Genomic DNA, 17,952 nt, shown 5'->3' with positions numbered 1-17,952 from the left:
GGGGATGTGGCAGAGATAAAATCCCACGAATTCGAAAGCTTTCTGCAGAAATCCGCGCGAAACTACCGGATCTTCGTCATTTACGGCCCGGATCGCGGCCTTGTATCCGAGCGAGCGGGACTGCTCGCCGGCAAGACCGGCGTCGCTCTCGATGATCCTTTCTCGCTGACGAAACTCGATATCGGCGACCTGCAGAAAGATCCCGGGAGGCTGGTCGATGAAGCCCAGTCGATCGGTCTGTTCGGCGGCGAGAAGCTGATCTGGATCCGTGGTGCCGCAAACGAGAAATATCTCGTCGATTCGCTGGCGCTGCTGGCCGAAAAGCCGCTCGAAGCCGCTCATTTGATCGTGGAGGCAGGCGACCTCAAGAAGGGTTCCCTGCTTCGCAAGACCGCTGAAGCGGCACGCGCCATCATGACGATCCCTTCTTATGCCGATGACAGCCGCGCTTTAAACGGCTTGATCGACGCCGAGCTTGGCGCGGAGAAGCTCGGCATTACGCCCGCCGCGCGCCAGGCGCTGGTGGCGTTGATCGGCGGCGACCGCATCGCTTCCCGCAATGAGGTACGAAAGCTTGCGCTTTATTGTCGCGGTCTCGATACGATCGAAGAACATCACGTTACCGAAATAATCGGAGATGCCAGCGCGATCTCCGTTGATGATGCCGTCGACGCCATCCTCGGCGGCGATCTGAATGCATTTCTGCATGCCATGCAGAAGATCAGCAGCTCAAAAACCGCGATCTTTCTCGTGCTGCAGGCATGTCTGAAGCAGTTCCAGCTTCTGGATATGATGCGCGCCGAGATGGAAGAAAAACGCCTGCAAGCGCCGCAGATCATGCAGACGATGGGTCGGCACCTGCACTTCCGCCGTAAACCGATCATCGAGCAGGCGCTGCGTCATTGGACCGCGGAGAGCATTGCCCGTGAATCCAACCGTTTGCAAGCAGCGATTCTGCAAAGCCGGCGGCGACAGGTGCTGGAAGACAGCGTCGCGATGCAAACGCTTCTTTCCACCACACTTCAATCCGGTCGCAAATCAGCCTGATTACCGTCTTTCGAGCAACCGGCAGATCTCTTCGAGCTGTTCCAGGGACTTGTAGGAAATTTTGATCTGGCCGCCGCCTGCCTTGTGATTGATTGCAACATCAAGACCAAGCGCGTCGGAAAGCGTGCGCTCCAGCGCCAGCGTATCGGAATCCTTCTGATCGCGCCGCGAAGCTGACTGCTGCGGTTCCGATTGCGCCTTGATGTTATTTTGCGCGAGCCTTTCCGCATCACGCACCGACATGCCCTTGGCAACAATCGTACGGGCAAGACTTGCCGGATCGGGCGTCGAAACAAGGGCGCGGGCGTGACCAGCCGACAGGCTTCCGGCCGCGAGCAGATCGCGCACCGGATCAGGAAGCTTCAACAGGCGCAGCGAGTTGGCGACATGGCTGCGGCTTTTGCCGATGATTTCGCCAAGATCGTTCTGGGTATAGCCATATTCCGCGATCAGCTGCTCGTAGCCCAAAGCCTCTTCGAGCGCATTGAGGTCGGCTCGCTGGACGTTTTCAACAATCGCAATTTCCAGCGCAGTCTTGTCATCGACGTCACGAATAATAACAGGAATCTCGATAAGGCCGGCAAGCTGAGCTGCGCGCCAGCGCCGCTCGCCGGCTATGATTTCATACTGATCCCGCGACATCGTCCGAACCACAATCGGCTGAACGATACCGTGCTGGCGAATAGAACTCGCAAGGTCATGTAGTTCCGCGTCATCGAAGAAACGACGAGGGTTGCGAGGGTTGCGGCTGACGAATTCGATCGGAATCATCCTGTCGGCGCTGACAGCCCGATCCGCTTCCACTGGGACCGGTTGATCCATTTCGCCAATCAGCGCGGCAAGGCCGCGGCCCAGGCGTCTTTTCGATACATCGTCATTCATGACCTAAACCCTATACCTCATGCAATGAATCAGGCAGCCAGTCTTTGGCGTTCCCGCTGGATAACCTCGGAGGCCAGCTGCAGATAGGCCTGACTGCCCGCGCATTTCAGATCATAAAGAATAGCAGGCTTGCCGTACGACGGCGCCTCCGAAACCCGGACGTTGCGGGGAATTAACGTATGATAAACCTTTTCCCCAAGGTGGGTGCGCACGTCATTGACCACCTGCTGGGCAAGGTTGTTGCGCGCATCGAACATCGTCAAGACGATACCCTGAATATCTAGCCTTGGATTAACGGTTCGGCGAACCTGGCTGACAGTCTCAAGCAGCTGGCTCAATCCTTCCAGCGCAAAAAATTCACATTGCAGCGGCACCAGCACCGAGTGGGCGGCCGCCATTGCGTTCATCGTCAGCAGATTGAACGATGGCGGGCAATCCAAAAGAATATAGGAAAACGCCATCGCTTCCGGCGAAGACAGCGCTTTCCGCAACTTAAAGACACGATCGCTTTCCTGCGCGATTTCCATCTCGACGCCGAGCAGATCCATCGTCGACGGAACGATGAAGAGATTGGGCACTGCGGTTTCCAGCGTCACCGCGCTAACGCCGTGATCACCAACCATCAGGTCGTAGGAGGAGAGTTTGCGATTGCGACGGTCGATACCGAGGCCGGTACTGGCATTGCCTTGCGGATCGAGATCGATGATCAAGACACGTTCGCCGATGGCCGCAAGTGCCGTTGCCAGGTTAATTGCGGTGGTCGTCTTGCCAACGCCACCCTTCTGATTTGCGATGGTGATAATCCGATGTCGTTCGCCAGCCATTGCCGCAATATCCGATCTGTTAAACCAAGCGCCGGAGATTTGATATTTCCAAAATAACAGATTCCTGCTCGACGGCGCTCTTATGTTCTAGCAGATCGAATTCCCACCGACCACGCGCTTTGTCGATTTCCCTCAGGTAATCCCGGCCTTTATGAAAGAAGCCGCGACAATTTTCCTTGCCAAGCATCCAGGGCGCCGAATATCCGATAAGCCCATCAAGATCGGCCAGGGCTCGCGCCGAGATCGCCGCGCATTCACCAATTTCCGCATAGGCGTCTTCGATTCGAACAGCATGCACACTTCCGCGCGCATCCGTCTCTCGCAGCGCGGTTCGCAGAAACGCAGCCTTCTTATTGTTGCTTTCGACCAGGTGCACCCATCCGTCCTGCAATTCGGCCAAGAAAATCGCCGTGATGACGCCGGGGAAACCGCCGCCGCTTCCCAGATCGACCCAGCTAACGGGCTTTGGATGGATCTGAAAGATCTGGCTGCTGTCCGCGATATGCCGGTGCCACAAATCGTCAAGTGTCGAGGGAGCCACCAGATTGATGGTTTTGGCCCACTTCTGAAAGAGCGCGGCGAAGTGTCGAAGTCGCTCCTGTGTTTCACGTGAAACACGTAAACCGTTTAATTCCATTATGAGGGACTCTCAAATCTTGTATCAGGCGCTATGCCGGGCAGAGGAGTTCAAACGACGCAGATGTACCAGCAAGAGCGCGATCGCCGCGGGTGTCATTCCTTCGACGACGGCGGCCTGGGCAATGTTAAAAGGTTGAGCTGCAATAAGCTTCGCCTTGAGTTCATTAGAGAGGCCCGAGAGGGCAGCGTAGTTGAAGTCCGGCGGGATCTGTCGCTGCTCGTCACGCTGCTGGTCGACGATGGCCATGGCCTGGCGATCCAGATAAACCGAATAACCCGCTTCGATTTCCAGGGCCTCTGCTACCTTCGGCGCAATCGCCGAAAGGGGCTCAGGCCAAACCTTCCGCAGTTGGGCCAAGTCATAGTTCGGATAGGACAATAGGTCATATGCGGTTCGGCGTTGCCCATCCAGGTTGATATTCAAACCCGCACGTCGTGCCTCGTTCGGCGTCGCTGTCAGCGAATTCAATAGCGCCCGGCCGGCCTCGATTTCCGCCTGATAGGATGTGAATCGCTGGGCGCGCTCACCAGACACGCAACCAAGTTGCATCCCCAATGGCGTCAACCGCATATCGGCATTGTCGGCGCGAAGGGTCAGTCTGTATTCCGCGCGCGATGTAAACATTCGATACGGTTCCGTAACACCGCGCGACGTTAAGTCATCGATCATGACACCAATATAGGAGTTTGTTCGGCTAAAATGAAACGGATCCGAATCGCTGCTTCGCAACGCAGCATTCAACCCCGCGGTCAGCCCTTGCGCCGCAGCCTCCTCGTAACCGGTGGTGCCGTTAATCTGACCCGCCAGAAACAACCCTTTCAGCCGCTTGACTTCCAGCGAGGGCGTCAGCTCTCTCGGATCGACATGGTCATATTCAATGGCATAACCCGGCTGAAGGATTCTTGCGCTCTCAAGGCCGGGAATTGTCCTGATGAAATCGGCCTGGACCTCTGCCGGCAGCGACGTTGAAATTCCGTTCGGATAAACCGTGTCGTCGTCCAGTCCTTCAGGCTCGAGAAAGACCTGGTGCCCATCCCGTTCGCCGAACTTGACCAACTTGTCCTCGATCGATGGACAATATCTCGGCCCGACGCCTTCGATCTGCCCGGAATACATCGCCGACCGCATGATGTTATCGACGATGATGCGATGGGTCGCCTCGGTTGTCCGGGTCACACCGCACTCGATCTGCGGCGTGGTAATCTTATCAGTCATGAACGAGAAGGGAACGAGCTCCTCGTCGGCGCCCTGCCGCCCGACGGATTGCCAGTCGATTGTTTTGCCATCCAGCCGGGCCGGCGTGCCCGTCTTCAAGCGTCCAAGCCGCAATCCCAGCCGTGCCAGTGTGGCGGACAATCCGATCGACGGCGCTTCGCCGACGCGGCCGGCCGGAGTCTTGTCCGAGCCGATATGAATGAGACCGCGGAGAAACGTACCCGTCGTCAAAACCACTGCCGGCGTCTTGAAGGTGCGACCACCCTTCATGATCACTCCGGCCACGCGGCCCTCGACAACATCCAGGTCGAACGCATCGCCTTCGATGATATCCAGGCCCGGTGTTGCCTCGATTGCCGCAAGCATCGCCAGACGATAGAGCTTTCGGTCAGCCTGCGTCCGCGGTCCTCGGACGGCTGCGCCCTTCTTTTTGTTCAGCATCCTGAACTGGATGCCGGCAGCATCAGCGATACGGCCCATCAGGCCGTCCATGGCGTCGATCTCTCGGACCAGATGGCCTTTACCAAGCCCACCAATGGCGGGGTTGCAGGACATGACGCCGATCGTGTCACGTCTATGCGTAACCAGGGCGGTTCTCGCACCGAGGCGCGCGGCGGCGCTGGCAGCCTCCGATCCGGCATGGCCGCCACCGATCACGATGACATCATAGACTCTATCGGTCATTCCAAGACTCCAATTCCAGCAGACGTTTCACGTGAAACCTGAGGTTACTGGCCTCGAAAGGTTTCACGTGAATCATTTGCCGATACAAAACTCCGAGAAGATCACCCCGAGCAAATGCTCCACATCCACTCTTCCGGTGATCCTGCCCAAATAGTCAGCGGCAATCCGAAGCTGCTCGGTCCGCAATTCAAGATTCACATCCGTTTGCGAAATCGCCAGGTCAAGCGCGGCCAAACATTTCGCCAGCGAACCCTTATGCCGCTGCCGGCTGGGGATTGCCATGGACAGTCCGCCAAAACGCTTTGCCACAACGTCACCGATCAGCTGCCGCAATTCCGGCAACCCATCCCCTGTTGCGGTCGAAATCCGCAGATCATACTCGCCCGAGGCAGTATCGATGAGATCCCTCTTCGTCCCAACAGTAACATGGGGAGAACGCGGCTCCAAGTCTTCGGGTATCACGGGATTCGTCATGTCGATCAGCAGAAGAACAAGATCGGCATCGCGAAGCGCAACCCGCGCGCGCCGTACGCCTTCCATCTCCACCATGTCCTGCGCCTCGCGAAGGCCTGCAGTATCATAGAGCTTGACCAGATAACCGTCGATGTCGAGATCCGCCTGCAGGACATCGCGTGTGGTTCCGGCGATATCCGTGACGATCGCCACGTCGCGGCGGGCCAGGGCGTTAAGGAGGCTCGACTTGCCGGCATTCGGCGCGCCGGCGATGACGACCTTGAAACCATCCCTGATGATCTCGCCCGCCGAGGCGGCTTGCAGATGTTGCTCGATATCGCGGTGAAGCTTCGCCATGTCGGACCAGACCATATCGGACACGGAACCGGGAACATCGTCTTCATCGGGGAAATCAAGTTCCGCTTCGACCAAGGCCCTTGCACGCGTCAATCGTTCCGCCCACGAATCATAAATTGCCGAAAGTCCACCAGCACTCTGTTCAACGGCAAGGCGGCGCTGCATTTCGGTCTCGGCACCAATGAGATCGGCCAGTCCTTCGACCTCAACGAGGTCAAGTTTGCCGTTTTCGAAGGCCCGGCGGGAGAATTCGCCCTCCACCGCCATCCGAACGCCTTTGATATCACCAAGTGCGTGAAACAGCGCCGCCAGCACGGCTTTGCTACCATGGATCTGCAACTCGGCAACGTCCTCACCGGTAAACGAGTTGGGCGCACGAAAGAACAGCACCAGTCCGCTATCGATCGGCTGGTTGTTACGAGTCCGAATCGTTCGATAGGTAGCAATTCGATCGACGGGAACAGATCCTATGAGGCTCACCAACACATCTCTGGTCAGTGGTCCACTGATGCGAACGACAGAAACACCCGAAGGCGGCGCGCCGCTCGAAAGGGCATATATGGTGTCATTCAACATGGCCGTGCCGTCCGGTTATCGGTTCGAGCCCGAATCGATCTCTCTTAAATAGAAAAGCTGGCGGCATCACGACGATACCACCAGCTTGAAAGACGAATCCGGCTAAGGATTATGTATTCATCGAATCGAAGAAGTCGGAATTGTTCTTCGTCTGCTTCAGCTTGTCGATGAGGAATTCGATTGCATCGGTCGTGCCCATCGGCGCGAGGATACGGCGCAGCACGAAAATCTTCTGCAGATCCTGGCGTGGAACGAGAAGGTCTTCCTTGCGCGTGCCGGACTTGAGGATATCCATTGCCGGGAAGATGCGCTTGTCGGCGACCTTGCGGTCGAGGACGATTTCCGAGTTGCCGGTACCCTTGAACTCTTCGAAGATGACTTCGTCCATGCGGCTGCCGGTATCGATCAGCGCCGTCGCAATGATCGTCAGCGAGCCACCTTCCTCGATATTACGCGCAGCGCCGAAGAAGCGCTTCGGGCGCTGAAGCGCGTTGGCGTCGACGCCGCCAGTCAGAACCTTGCCGGAGGAGGGGACGACCGTGTTATAGGCGCGGCCGAGGCGCGTGATCGAATCGAGCAGAATGACGACGTCGCGCCCATGCTCGACCAGGCGCTTTGCCTTCTCGATGACCATCTCGGCCACCTGAACGTGACGTACGGCCGGCTCATCGAACGTCGAGGAGATGACCTCGCCGCGGACCGAGCGCTGCATGTCGGTCACTTCCTCAGGACGCTCGTCGATCAGGAGAACGATGAGGTAGCATTCCGGATGGTTCGCCGTGATCGAATGCGCGATGTTCTGCAGCAGCACGGTCTTACCGGTGCGCGGCGGCGCGACGATCAAACCGCGCTGGCCCTTGCCGAGCGGCGCCACCAGATCGATCACGCGCGGCGACAGATCCTTGGATGTGGGAATGTCGAGTTCCATCTTGAAACGCTCGTTCGGATAGAGCGGCGTCAGATTGTCGAAATGAACCTTGTGACGGATCTTCTCCGGATCGTCGAAATTGATGGTGTTGACCTTGAGCAGCGCGAAATAGCGCTCGCCTTCCTTCGGTCCCCGGATGGGGCCTTCGACCGTATCGCCCGTCTTGAGCGAGAAACGGCGGATCTGCGACGGGGAGATATAGATATCGTCAGGACCCGGCAGATAGTTCGCATTGGCGGAACGCAGGAAACCGAACCCGTCCTGCAGCACTTCGACGACGCCTTCGCCGATGATCTCGACATCCTGGCTGGCAAGCATCTTGAGGATCGCAAACATCAGCTCCTGCTTGCGCATCGTGCTTGCATTCTCGACCTCGAGCGACTCGGCAAAAGCCAGAAGATCCGTCGGGGATTTGCTCTTAAGTTCCTGAAGCTTCATTTCAGCCATGAAGTGACCAATACTCTTTTTTCAATTTCGAAGGGGAAAGGCGATGTTGGGTCGTTTTCGGTACTGCGAAAGGGGCTCGCAGACGACTGAACTCTACACACATGCCACGAAGATGAGATGCGCGGAAAATAGCGACTCGTTATCGCTGCCGCAAGGGGGCTGCTTAAAATGAAGCAAATTTAACCTGAGGGATGATTTGCCTCAAAACGGCTTCACCACGACGAGGATTACGATCAGGATCATCAGCAGTGTCGGCGCCTCGTTCATGAACCGCCAATAGCGCGCAGAGCGGCGGTTTTCATCGCGCTCGAACGCCCTGACCGCGCGGCTGAAAAAGATATGCACTCCGGTCAAAAGCACGACGAGACCGATTTTCGCATGCAGCCAGCCGCCATGGAATCCATAGACCGACCAGGCGAGATAGAGACCGAAAATCCAGGTCAGCATCATCGCCGGCGTCATGATGATCCGAAGCAGCCTGCGCTCCATCACCTTGAAGGTTTCAGACTGCACTGACCCCGGCTCGGCATCGGTGTGGTAGATGAACAGTCGCGGCATATAGAACAATCCGGCCATCCAGGAGATGACCGCAATGATGTGGAGCGCCTTGATCCAGAGATAGAGATTATCGGGGTTCCAGGCAAAAAGTCCGACCGCGATCAGCGCGAAGAAGGCCAGCGCAAAATGAGCGCGGCGTCGGGCGTAAGCGCCGGGATTCCGATCTGTCTGCTTTTCCATCGTCACTTCAGACCCCGCACGCGATCGACCAGCATGCGCACATGCTCCGGGTCGGCCTGCGGCGTGATGCCGTGACCGAGATTGAAGATCAGCGGCCCATTGCCGAGATGCTGGAGAATATCGTCGATGCCCTCTTCCAGCGCCTGCCCGCCGGCAACGACGCGCATCGGATCGAGGTTGCCCTGAACCGGCCCATCCTTCTGCAGCACCGCGGCAAAAGCCAATGGCACCGACCAATCGAGACCGATCGCATCCGCCCCGGTCTTCTGCCGATAGGTCTTCAGCTGGTAGCCCGCGCCCTTGGCGAAAGCGATGATACGGGCATGAGGTCGTTGCGATCTGATCGAAGCAATCATTCGCGCAACCGGCCTGATCGCGAAAGCCTCGAACTCCTTCTCGCCGAGAACGCCGGCCCATGAATCGAAGATCTGCACCGCGTCGGCGCCGGCGTCGATCTGGGCAACGAGATAATCGGCCGATACGTCGGCCAGCAACATCAGGAGATGTTCGAAAGCTCGGGGATGCTTATAAGCGAAGAGACGGGCAGGGGCCTGATCCGGCGTGCCGTGACCGGCGATCATATAGGTAGCAACCGTCCAGGGCGCCCCACAGAAGCCGAGCAGCGTCGTCTCACCAGGCAGCGTATCGCGCAACCGCCGCACCGTTTCCAGAACCGGCTGGAGGTAATCGACGATCCCTTCCCCATCCAATCTTCCAATACCCGCTTCGTCGATCGGATCCATTTCAGGGCCATGACCCTCGGTGAAGCGGACATTGCGCTTCATCGCATCGGGAATGACGAGAATATCGGAAAACAGGATCGCCGCATCAAAGCCATAGCGGCGGATCGGCTGCAATGTCACTTCGACAGCGTAATCGGGGGTGTAGCAGAGATCGAGAAAGCTTCCTGCCTTTGCCCGTGTCTCACGGTATTCCGGGAGATAGCGTCCTGCCTGTCTCATCAGCCAGAGAGGAGGAGGGGAGAGGCTTTCACCGTCGAGAACCCTCATGATCTTTCGGCGCGTGTCGCTCAAGCGCTTCTTCCCTATAAAAAATCAAAGATATTTTAAAAGGTTTCTATTTCTTAGAGTCGGTGTCTATCAAGGATTAAAATCCATCCACCGCCGATGCCATTTGTCGCGCGTGGACAAAGATCGGCGAAAAGATTCGCTCCTTCCACGCCGAGTTTGAGGAGAAGCCGAATCCGAAAATGATTCCAGTCTCTTCCGGGCGGGTCATTTTCTTCCTGCTTGTGGATAAGCTGTGGACCTGCTCTAAAGAAGTCAAACTGTTCCCCGTCTTCCACAGGGCCCGATGAAACCGATCTGCAAAATTCGAAATGTGGATAAGGCGGCATGTTTTCCCTTGCCCGGGACCCCCCCGGCGCCCTAGCTCCCTTTCATCCAGTCTTTTCAACAGGCAGCGGAAAATAGCGTGGAGAACAGAACGAACTTCTTTCATCTGCATCTGATTTCTGACTCGACGGGAGAGACTCTCATCTCTGCCGGCCGCGCCGCATCGGCCCAGTTCAGATCCGCTCAGCCGATCGAACACGTCTATCCCCTGATCCGCAATCGCAAGCAGCTGCTGTCGGTTTTGCAGGCGATCGATGAAGCACCCGGCATCGTGCTCTATACGATCGTCGACCGTGAGCTTGCGGGCCTCATCGATGAGCGTTGCGCCGAAATGGGCGTTGCCTCGGTCAATGTGCTGGAGCCTGTCATGGGCGCGTTCCAGATCTATCTCGGCGCTCCATCCCGCCGTCGGGTTGGCGCCCAGCATGTGATGAATGCCGGTTATTTCGCACGCATCGAAGCGCTGAATTTCACCATGGATCACGACGACGGCCAGATGCCGGATGATTATAATGACGCCGATGTCGTTATCATCGGGATCAGCCGCACCTCGAAAACACCCACCAGCATCTACCTCGCCAACCGTGGCATCAAGACGGCCAACATTCCGATCGTCTATGGCGTACCCTTGCCGGAGAACCTGTTTGCTGCAACGAAGCCGCTGATCGTCTGCCTAATCGCTACCACCGACCGCATTTCCCAGGTGCGGGAAAACCGTATCCTCGGGACGACGCAGGGCTTCGACCGCGAACACTATACCGATCGCGCCGCGATCTCCGAGGAACTGAAATATGCCCGTTCGCTCTGCGCCCGGCATAGCTGGCCGCTGATCGACGTCACTCGTCGCTCGATCGAGGAAACCGCCGCGGCAATCGTTGCCCTGCGCCCGAAGCTGCGCTAAGCGCTGACAAAAGTCGCCACGTCGAGGAACCCATGACAGCGAAACTCATCCTTGCATCGTCGAGTCCCTTTCGGCGGATGCTGATGGAAAATGCCGGGCTATCCTTCGAAGCGCAGGCCGCAAGGATAGATGAAAGGGCGGTGGAAACTCCGCTGGAAAAATCAGGCGTGGGAGCCGATGCCGTCGCCCTCGTTCTGGCCAAGGCCAAGGCGGAAGAGGTCAGCAGCCGTTTTCCCGGTGGTCTGGTCATCGGTTCCGATCAGACGATGTCGCTCGGTGATCGTGTCTTCCATAAGCCGAAGGACATGACGGACGCCGCAAATCACCTTCGAACACTATCCGGGGTAACCCACCGATTGAACAGCGCCGTGGCGATCGTCAGCGATGGCGTGGTCCTCTGGGAACATCTCGCGCATGCGGAACTGACGATGCGGCCGCTAACGGCGGATTTCATCGCCAGGCATTTGGCGCGGGTTGGCGAGCGGGCGCTTTCCAGTGTCGGCGCCTATCAATTGGAGGGGGAGGGCATCCAGCTGTTCGAGAAGATCGAAGGTGACTATTTCACCATTCTCGGCCTGCCGATGTTGCCGCTTCTGAAAAAACTACGGGAATTTGGAGCGATCGATGGATGATTCACGTGAAACACTCGGGCCGAAGGCCTTTGTCACGGGCTTTCCCATCAAGCATTCGCGATCGCCCCTGATCCATGGATTTTGGCTGAAGACACTCGGCCTGCCGGGCAGCTACCGCGCCCATGAGGTGGCGCCCGACGCCTTTGCGAATTTTATTGCTTCGCTCAAGGATGGCAGCTCCGGTTTTGTCGGAGGCAATGTAACCATTCCTCACAAGGAAATGGCGTTTCGGCTTGCCGACAGGCCGGATCAGCTGTCGCACGAACTCGGCGCTTCGAACACGCTCTGGCTTGAGGACGGCGTCCTGCATGCGACCAATACCGACGGTCGCGGCTTCACAGCCAATCTCGACGAGCGCCATCCCGGCTGGGATCGGCATGATACCGCCGTCGTCTTCGGCGCCGGCGGCGCCAGCCGGGCGATCATTCAGGCGGTTCGCGATCGTGGTTTCAAGGAGATCCACGTCGTCAACCGCACCGTCGAACGGGCACGCGAACTGGCCGATCGCTTTGGACCCAGAGTTCGTGCCCACCCCGTCGGTGCGCTTGGCGAAGTCATGAACGGGGCCGGCCTCTTCATCAACACCACCTCGCTCGGCATGGACGGCGAGGCGGCGCCGCAACTCGATTTCACGACCCTTGCAGCGGATGCCGTCGTCACCGATATCGTCTATATCCCCCTGAAGACGCCGATCCTGACGCAGGCGGAAGAGCAGGGATTTTCCATCGTCGATGGTCTCGGCATGCTGCTGCATCAGGCCGTGCCCGGCTTCGAGAAATGGTTCGGAAAGCGCCCGGTGGTTGATGCGGCGCTGCGCTCGCTGATCGTCGCGGATATGGAAGCACATTGAGATGTTGAGAATCGGCCTTACCGGCTCCATCGGAATGGGAAAATCAACGGCGGGAAAGCTCTTCGCAGATGCCGGAATTGCGTTGAACGATTCCGATGCCGTGGTTCACGACCTCTATGCCGGCGAGGCAGCGCCATTGGTGGATGCGGCCTTCCCAGGCACTGTGAAGGACGGGGTGGTGGATCGCCATGAACTCGGCCGCCAGCTCGCCCTCGATCCCGACGGTTTTAAACGCCTCGAAATGATCGTCCATCCGCTGGTTCGCAAACGCGAAGAGGAATTTCTGGCTCGGCAGCGCGCCGCCGGCGCCGAGATGGTGTTGCTCGATATACCCCTGCTCTTCGAAACCGGTGCCTGGGAAAGAGTGGATGTCATCGTCGTTGTCACCACCGATCCACAGATTCAGCGCCAGAGGGTGCTTGCGCGCGAAGACATGACTGAGGAAAAATTCGACATGATTCTCTCTCGCCAAACGCCGGACGCGGAAAAACGGCGTCGCGCCGATTATCTGGTCGACACCAGCGACACCATTGCGGAGACGAGGGAACGAGTGCTTGAGATTATCGCCGATCTGAAATTGCGGATTGCCAAGGGAGATTTCCGGAATGCGTGAGATCATCTTCGATACGGAAACGACCGGCCTCGACAACCGCGCCGACCGCATCATCGAAATCGGCGGCATCGAACTTTTCAACCATTTCCCCACCGGCAACGTGATCCATATCTTCATCAATCCGGGAGATCAGAAGGTTCATCCGGATGCGCTCGCCGTGCACGGCATCACCGATGAATTCCTGAAGGACAAGAAGCCGTTTGCGGACGTGGCCGAAGAGATCCTCGCTTTCTTCGGCGATGCGAAGTGGATTGCCCATAACGCCACCTTCGATATGGGCTTCATCAACGCCGAATTCGCGCGGATCGGATTGCCGCCGATCCTGCCGGAACGGGTGGTCGATACCCTCTCGATGGCACGGCGCAAACACCCGATGGGGCCGAATTCACTCGACGCGCTCTGCCGGCGTTACGGCATCGACAATTCGCATCGCACCAAACACGGCGCATTGCTCGACTCCGAACTGCTTGCCGAAGTCTATATCGAGATGATCGGCGGCAGGCAGGCTGCTCTTGGCCTCGGCATGTCGGGTCAATCCGGTCAGACGGCTCGCGGCGAAATGGCGATGGAGGACGATGTGGTGATTGCCGCCGTGCTTCAGCGACCGCGACCGCTCCCTTCGCGCCTCAACGAGGCCGAGGCGCAGGCGCATCAGGCGCTTGTCGCCAAGCTCGGTGAAAAAGGCATCTGGGCAAAATACGCCAACCCCAATTGAACCAACCTCAATTGAAAATGCCCGGGACTTGCCCGGGCATCCGTATTTCAACCGAAAAGCTTCGATCAGTTCGGAACGGCGTCAACCTTGGCGCGGGCCTGTTCTTCGGCAACGCGCTGGGCGAACATCTGCGTGAAGTCGATCGGGTCGATCATCAGCGGCGGGAAACCGCCGTTGCGGGTAACGTCGGCGATGATCTGACGGGCGAAGGGGAAGAGCATGCGCGGGCACTCGATGAAGAGAACCGGCAGCATGTGCTCCTGCGGGAAACCGGCCACGCGGAAGACGCCGCCATAAACGAGCTCGGTGTGGAAGACCGTCTTGTCGCCGTCCTTGGCTTCGGCATTCAGCGACAGAACGACGTCGAAATCCGTATCGGAAAGCGGGTTGGCGTTGACGTTCACATTGATGTTGATCGTCGGCGCCTTGTCGCGGGCCTGCAGCGAACGCGGAGCACCCGGATTTTCGAAGGAAAGGTCCTTGGTATATTGCGCAAGGATCGAAAGAGTGGGGCTGGTTGCACCGTTGCTGTTGTTATCGTCTGCCATTGGCTTTTCCTCGAGGGGCATGGGAATGGTGCCGCCATCTAACATTTCAGGGAAGGGCTTACAACCCTGGGCACCGGCCGCGTTCAAACGGCCGTAACGCCTCAATCGCCGAGATGTTTACCGGACCAGGGCGAGTTGGGCTTCGGCTCCCTATGATAGTCCTCCTCGTCGAGATCGACCACCTTCGAATTCGGTTTCCGGTCGCGGACGTCGGGTTGCGGATCAGCGGAATAGCCGCTCTTGGCATTGACGACGACGAAGCGTCTGGCGATCGCCCGCCAGACGAAATCGCGCACCGGCGGGATGAGGATGAAGATCGCGATGATATCCGTGAGGAAGCCGGGAATGATGAGGAGCAATGAGGCGATGACGTTCATTGCAGGCTGCAACAGCTCGCGGCCCGGCATCACCCCGTTTCGGCCCTCGCTCGACATGCGACGGAGGATGCCGATGCCCTGCTTACGCAGCAGGATCACGCCGATAACGAAGCTCGCCATGACGAGCGCAAGCGTCAGCGCCAGTCCGATCGTCCGGCCGACCACGACGAAACCGGCAATTTCGGCGAGCGGCAGCAGCAGGATGAAAGCTGGCAGGATCGAAAAACGCATGGTCGTGATTTCCCCGGGCTTTGCCGGTCTCCTCTTGAGCGCCGGCGAAGATGCCAGCCATCATTTGAATCATCTGTATAGGCGGACTATATGGGAGTACAAATCAGAGATGTTAACGGCGGTTGCGATACGATATGAGTTCGAACGACTTCATCACATTATTCTTCCTGGTGGCGGCGGTGCTGATTTTCTTTCAGCTCCGGTCCGTTCTCGGACGTCGCACCGGAAATGAGAAGCCGCCACGCGATCTTTATACACCGCGGGATGCGGCTCCGGCCGAAGCCGCCGATGCCGGCAAGGTCGTGACGCTGCCGCGACGCGACGCGACGGCCGAGGATGAGGACCGCTACTCCGCCATCGATGCCTTCGCTGCTCCCGGAACGCCGCTCAACGAATCACTGCGCGCGCTGAACAAGGCCGATCCCTCGTTCAATCCGAAGGAATTTGTGAACGGCGCCCGCATGGCCTACGAGATGATCGTCATGGCCTATGCCGATGGCGACCGGAAATCGCTGAAGAACCTTTTGTCCCGCGAAGTCTATGACGGGTTCGAGGCGGCGATTGCCGATCGCGAAGCCCGGGGTGAAAAGGTAAAATCGACCTTCGTCGGCATCGACAAGGCCGAAATTACCCATGCGGAGACGAAGGGCAGCGAGGCCCAAATCACCATGCGTATAGTCAGCCAGCTGATATCGGCAACCTACGACAAGGCCGATGCACTGATCGAGGGCGACGCTGAAAACGTCGCCGAGGTCAACGACCTCTGGACCTTCGCCCGCGATACCCGCTCGCGCGATCCGAACTGGAAACTTGTGGCGACCGAATCGGAACATGAGTGATCAGGCATCGGACTTCGTCCTGCAAGCTGTGAGCTTCGATAGTTTGGAAGGCTGGAAGGATGACGATCCCTCCGGCCTTTTTGAAGTCATGCGGAGCTGCCGGCGGCAGATCACCGATGTCAAACCCTACCGCACCGGATCGCTCGGCCTGAGTTCGGAAGACTTGCTTCCGCTGCTGCTTGCCGCAGAAGATTTCATTCCCTCATCTCCGGAATCGGCACGCACCTTTTTCGAGAGGCACTGTCGACCCTTTCTGATCCGTCGAAAGGACGGCAATTCCGGCTTCGTCACCGCCTTCTACGAACCCGAGATCGATGTGTCGGAACAGCCGGACGAGATTTTCCGGTTTCCCTTCTATCGCCGCCCGGACGATCTGGTCGATATTGACGACGCCAACCGTCCCGCCGAGCTCGACCAAGCCTATGTTTTCGGCCGTCTGCACGAGGGCCGGGTCAGTGCCTATCCGGATCGCCGCGCGATCGATGAAGGCTTTCTCGAAGGCCGGGGCCTCGAAATCGCCTGGGCGAAATCGAAGGTTGATGTCTTCTTCGTGCATGTCCAGGGTGCCGCTCGCCTGCGTTACAGGGATGGCCGCATCGGCCGCATCACCTATTCGGCGAAGGCCGGCCATCCGTTCTCGGCGATCGGCAAGCTGCTGATCGAGCGCGGCGAAATCGACCGGGCCGAGATTTCGATGCAGTCGATCCGCGCCTGGCTGGCGCGTAATCCCGAACAGGTGGACGAAGTGCTACGGCACAATCGCTCCTATATTTTTTTCCGCGAAGCTCCGGTTGCCGATCCTGAGGCAGGTCCGGTCGCCGCCGCAAAGGTGCCCCTTCTTGCCGGTCGCTCGCTTGCGGTCGACCGGATGATCCATACGTTCGGCTTCCCCTTTTTCATCCGTGCCGAAAGTCTCACCCACCTCGACCAGGGCCCCTTCCGCCGACTGATGCTGGCGCTCGATACCGGCTCGGCGATCGTCGGTCCGGCGCGGGGCGATATTTTCACCGGCTCGGGGGATATGGCTGGAGAAAATGCAGGCACCGTCCGCAATGACGCCGATTTCGTCATCCTCGTTCCCAATGCCGCCGCCGAAAGATTCGACTGATGGCGAGGGACCGCAAGCTCAACGCCGATGAGAGGATCCTTTGGGGCAAGGTCGCCCGCAGCACCCGGCCGATGCCCGGCAAGGCGGGTGAACTGACCGAACTCGATGCCTTTCTCGTGCAAGCAGAAGCGGCGGCCGAGCAGGAGAAAGCTGAAAAACAGACAGCCGCCTCGCCCATGCCGCTGCAGCCGGCTGCACCCTCGGCCTTGAAACCGTCGGCCGGGGTACATCACCCGCTCGAAAAGCCGGTCAAGCGCAAGATCGCCAAGGGCCGGCTGGCGCTCGAAGCGCGGATCGACCTGCATGGGCTGGTGCAGAGCGAGGCCCACGCCATCCTTCTCGATTTCCTGATCCGCGCCCATGAGCGCGGTATGCGCCATGTGCTCGTCATAACAGGCAAAGGCAGTTCGATGGGCAGCGAGGGCGCCTTGAAACGGGCCGTGCCCCTCTGGTTCTCAAAGCCGGAATTCCGCTACCTGATCTCCTCCTATGAGCCGGCCGCGCATCACCATGGCGGCGAGGGCGCACTCTATATCCGCCTGTCCCGGCGGCATGGGGAAAGGCCATGACACCTTTCGGAGAGGCGGTTCGCAGGCTGAGAGCGCGCAAGGGCGTCTCGCAGAAGGAGATGGCACAAGCGCTGAATGTCTCTCCCGCCTATCTCTCGGCACTCGAACATGGAAACCGCGGCCTGCCGACATTCGATCTGCTGCAGCGCATCGCCGGCTATTTCAACATCATCTGGGACGAGGCCGAGGAATTGTTCCTGCTTGCCCGTTCTTCGGACCCGCGCGTCGTCATTGACACCTCAGGCCTGCCCCCCGAACATACCGAATTTGCCAATCGGCTGGCGCGCCAGATTCGCAACCTTGACAGCGCCGAGATCGGCCGGTTATCCGCTCTTCTCGAAAATGGCGGCAAAGGCGACGGAAAAGCGTCATAATCCCCTGTTTTATGCCTTGGTTTGGGCGCTTGCCATTGGGAAGTGGGTT

The 17,952-nt window shown here is 58.5% G+C and carries 20 protein-coding genes; 10 read left to right on the top strand and 10 right to left on the bottom strand.

The window, feature by feature from the left end:
- Positions 1-6: 6 nt before the first annotated feature.
- Complete coding sequence (holA, locus tag EFQ99_RS13510) at positions 7-1,047, top strand: DNA polymerase III subunit delta (protein WP_126921538.1); 1,041 nt, start codon at positions 7-9, stop codon at positions 1,045-1,047.
- Here holA and EFQ99_RS13505 read toward each other — a convergent pair whose 3' ends face one another.
- The 8 genes from EFQ99_RS13505 to hemE all read right to left on the bottom strand — a co-directional run bounded on the left by EFQ99_RS13505 (position 1,048) and on the right by hemE (position 9,825).
- A complete protein-coding gene (locus EFQ99_RS13505) occupies positions 1,048-1,929 on the bottom strand; it encodes a ParB/RepB/Spo0J family partition protein (protein WP_126921537.1) in 882 nt (293 codons plus the stop codon). It abuts the gene before it with no gap.
- Positions 1,930-1,958: 29 nt separating this feature from the next.
- Entirely contained in the window at positions 1,959-2,753 is a 795-nt protein-coding gene (locus tag EFQ99_RS13500) for a ParA family protein (protein WP_126921536.1), read from the bottom strand.
- A gap of 19 nt (positions 2,754-2,772) precedes the next feature.
- Positions 2,773-3,390, bottom strand: coding sequence for a 16S rRNA (guanine(527)-N(7))-methyltransferase RsmG (gene rsmG, locus EFQ99_RS13495; RefSeq protein ID WP_126921535.1), 618 nt, complete (start codon positions 3,388-3,390; stop codon positions 2,773-2,775).
- Between the two features lie 24 nt (positions 3,391-3,414).
- Positions 3,415-5,292 (bottom strand): tRNA uridine-5-carboxymethylaminomethyl(34) synthesis enzyme MnmG, encoded by a 1,878-nt coding sequence (gene mnmG / locus EFQ99_RS13490; RefSeq protein WP_126921534.1) that lies wholly within the window; start codon positions 5,290-5,292, stop codon positions 3,415-3,417.
- Between the two features lie 72 nt (positions 5,293-5,364).
- Entirely contained in the window at positions 5,365-6,678 is a 1,314-nt protein-coding gene (gene mnmE / locus EFQ99_RS13485) for a tRNA uridine-5-carboxymethylaminomethyl(34) synthesis GTPase MnmE (RefSeq protein ID WP_126921533.1), read from the bottom strand.
- Between the two features lie 109 nt (positions 6,679-6,787).
- The gene (rho, locus tag EFQ99_RS13480; protein ID WP_003571435.1) at positions 6,788-8,053 is read right to left on the bottom strand and encodes a transcription termination factor Rho; all 1,266 of its coding nucleotides are present in this window, start codon (positions 8,051-8,053) and stop codon (positions 6,788-6,790) included.
- A 201-nt stretch (positions 8,054-8,254) separates the two neighbouring features.
- Positions 8,255-8,791 carry a protoporphyrinogen oxidase HemJ gene (hemJ, locus tag EFQ99_RS13475; RefSeq protein ID WP_126921532.1) on the bottom strand — a complete coding sequence of 179 codons (537 nt, stop codon included), beginning with the start codon at positions 8,789-8,791 and terminating at the stop codon, positions 8,255-8,257.
- A 2-nt stretch (positions 8,792-8,793) separates the two neighbouring features.
- A complete protein-coding gene (gene hemE / locus EFQ99_RS13470; RefSeq protein ID WP_126921531.1) occupies positions 8,794-9,825 on the bottom strand; it encodes a uroporphyrinogen decarboxylase in 1,032 nt (343 codons plus the stop codon).
- Positions 9,826-10,225: 400 nt separating this feature from the next.
- Between hemE and EFQ99_RS13460 the strand changes: the two genes are divergently transcribed.
- From EFQ99_RS13460 to dnaQ, 5 genes are read left to right on the top strand one after another with little or no spacing between them, the layout of a single operon-like run.
- Positions 10,226-11,047, top strand: a complete 822-nt coding sequence (locus tag EFQ99_RS13460) for a pyruvate, water dikinase regulatory protein (RefSeq protein WP_126921530.1) — start codon at positions 10,226-10,228, stop codon at positions 11,045-11,047.
- A gap of 32 nt (positions 11,048-11,079) precedes the next feature.
- A complete protein-coding gene (locus EFQ99_RS13455; protein WP_126921529.1) occupies positions 11,080-11,679 on the top strand; it encodes a Maf-like protein in 600 nt (199 codons plus the stop codon).
- Complete coding sequence (locus tag EFQ99_RS13450; protein WP_126921528.1) at positions 11,672-12,529, top strand: shikimate dehydrogenase; 858 nt, start codon at positions 11,672-11,674, stop codon at positions 12,527-12,529. Before EFQ99_RS13455 ends, EFQ99_RS13450 begins: the two co-directional genes overlap by 8 nt.
- Before the next feature lies 1 nt (position 12,530).
- A complete protein-coding gene (gene coaE / locus EFQ99_RS13445; protein WP_126921527.1) occupies positions 12,531-13,142 on the top strand; it encodes a dephospho-CoA kinase in 612 nt (203 codons plus the stop codon).
- Positions 13,135-13,857, top strand: a complete 723-nt coding sequence (gene dnaQ, locus EFQ99_RS13440; protein WP_126921526.1) for a DNA polymerase III subunit epsilon — start codon at positions 13,135-13,137, stop codon at positions 13,855-13,857. Before coaE ends, dnaQ begins: the two co-directional genes overlap by 8 nt.
- A gap of 65 nt (positions 13,858-13,922) precedes the next feature.
- Here dnaQ and secB read toward each other — a convergent pair whose 3' ends face one another.
- Both secB and EFQ99_RS13430 read right to left on the bottom strand, forming a co-directional pair.
- The gene (gene secB, locus EFQ99_RS13435) at positions 13,923-14,405 is read right to left on the bottom strand and encodes a protein-export chaperone SecB (protein ID WP_126921525.1); all 483 of its coding nucleotides are present in this window, start codon (positions 14,403-14,405) and stop codon (positions 13,923-13,925) included.
- 101 nt (positions 14,406-14,506) lie between these two features.
- Positions 14,507-15,013, bottom strand: coding sequence for an FxsA family protein (locus EFQ99_RS13430; protein WP_126921524.1), 507 nt, complete (start codon positions 15,011-15,013; stop codon positions 14,507-14,509).
- Positions 15,014-15,147: 134 nt separating this feature from the next.
- Here EFQ99_RS13430 and EFQ99_RS13425 point away from each other — a divergent pair, with 134 nt between their 5' ends.
- From EFQ99_RS13425 to EFQ99_RS13410, 4 genes are read left to right on the top strand one after another with little or no spacing between them, the layout of a single operon-like run.
- Positions 15,148-15,852 carry a Tim44/TimA family putative adaptor protein gene (locus tag EFQ99_RS13425; protein WP_126921523.1) on the top strand — a complete coding sequence of 235 codons (705 nt, stop codon included), beginning with the start codon at positions 15,148-15,150 and terminating at the stop codon, positions 15,850-15,852.
- Complete coding sequence (gene mltA / locus EFQ99_RS13420) at positions 15,845-16,960, top strand: murein transglycosylase A (protein ID WP_126921522.1); 1,116 nt, start codon at positions 15,845-15,847, stop codon at positions 16,958-16,960. The genes EFQ99_RS13425 and mltA overlap by 8 nt, the downstream gene beginning before the upstream one ends.
- Positions 16,960-17,529: a Smr/MutS family protein gene (locus tag EFQ99_RS13415; RefSeq protein ID WP_126921521.1), complete on the top strand. Its 570-nt coding sequence runs from the start codon at positions 16,960-16,962 to the stop codon at positions 17,527-17,529. The genes mltA and EFQ99_RS13415 overlap by 1 nt, the downstream gene beginning before the upstream one ends.
- The gene (locus EFQ99_RS13410; RefSeq protein WP_126921520.1) at positions 17,526-17,903 is read left to right on the top strand and encodes a helix-turn-helix domain-containing protein; all 378 of its coding nucleotides are present in this window, start codon (positions 17,526-17,528) and stop codon (positions 17,901-17,903) included. Before EFQ99_RS13415 ends, EFQ99_RS13410 begins: the two co-directional genes overlap by 4 nt.
- The last annotated feature ends 49 nt before the right edge of the window (positions 17,904-17,952 follow it).

It is taken from the genome of Rhizobium vallis (assembly GCF_003985155.1).
GTDB lineage: Bacteria > Pseudomonadota > Alphaproteobacteria > Rhizobiales > Rhizobiaceae > Rhizobium > Rhizobium vallis.
This window is presented reverse-complemented; position numbering and strand designations above follow the sequence as displayed.

What these genes read in the sequence shown, in the direction of transcription:
- EFQ99_RS13505 (WP_126921537.1), bottom strand. Translation starts at nt 1,929, where the DNA reads ATGAATGACGATGTATCGAAAAGACGCCTGGGCCGCGGCCTTGCCGCG.
- EFQ99_RS13500 (WP_126921536.1), bottom strand. Translation starts at nt 2,753, where the DNA reads ATGGCTGGCGAACGACATCGGATTATCACCATCGCAAATCAGAAGGGT.
- rsmG (WP_126921535.1), bottom strand. Translation starts at nt 3,390, where the DNA reads ATGGAATTAAACGGTTTACGTGTTTCACGTGAAACACAGGAGCGACTT.
- mnmG (WP_126921534.1), bottom strand. Translation starts at nt 5,292, where the DNA reads ATGACCGATAGAGTCTATGATGTCATCGTGATCGGTGGCGGCCATGCC.
- mnmE (WP_126921533.1), bottom strand. Translation starts at nt 6,678, where the DNA reads ATGTTGAATGACACCATATATGCCCTTTCGAGCGGCGCGCCGCCTTCG.
- rho (WP_003571435.1), bottom strand. Translation starts at nt 8,053, where the DNA reads ATGGCTGAAATGAAGCTTCAGGAACTTAAGAGCAAATCCCCGACGGAT.
- hemJ (WP_126921532.1), bottom strand. Translation starts at nt 8,791, where the DNA reads ATGGAAAAGCAGACAGATCGGAATCCCGGCGCTTACGCCCGACGCCGC.
- EFQ99_RS13455 (WP_126921529.1), top strand. Translation starts at nt 11,080, where the DNA reads ATGACAGCGAAACTCATCCTTGCATCGTCGAGTCCCTTTCGGCGGATG.
- EFQ99_RS13450 (WP_126921528.1), top strand. Translation starts at nt 11,672, where the DNA reads ATGGATGATTCACGTGAAACACTCGGGCCGAAGGCCTTTGTCACGGGC.
- coaE (WP_126921527.1), top strand. Translation starts at nt 12,531, where the DNA reads ATGTTGAGAATCGGCCTTACCGGCTCCATCGGAATGGGAAAATCAACG.
- dnaQ (WP_126921526.1), top strand. Translation starts at nt 13,135, where the DNA reads ATGCGTGAGATCATCTTCGATACGGAAACGACCGGCCTCGACAACCGC.
- secB (WP_126921525.1), bottom strand. Translation starts at nt 14,405, where the DNA reads ATGGCAGACGATAACAACAGCAACGGTGCAACCAGCCCCACTCTTTCG.
- EFQ99_RS13430 (WP_126921524.1), bottom strand. Translation starts at nt 15,013, where the DNA reads ATGCGTTTTTCGATCCTGCCAGCTTTCATCCTGCTGCTGCCGCTCGCC.
- EFQ99_RS13425 (WP_126921523.1), top strand. Translation starts at nt 15,148, where the DNA reads ATGAGTTCGAACGACTTCATCACATTATTCTTCCTGGTGGCGGCGGTG.
- mltA (WP_126921522.1), top strand. Translation starts at nt 15,845, where the DNA reads ATGAGTGATCAGGCATCGGACTTCGTCCTGCAAGCTGTGAGCTTCGAT.
- EFQ99_RS13415 (WP_126921521.1), top strand. Translation starts at nt 16,960, where the DNA reads ATGGCGAGGGACCGCAAGCTCAACGCCGATGAGAGGATCCTTTGGGGC.
- EFQ99_RS13410 (WP_126921520.1), top strand. Translation starts at nt 17,526, where the DNA reads ATGACACCTTTCGGAGAGGCGGTTCGCAGGCTGAGAGCGCGCAAGGGC.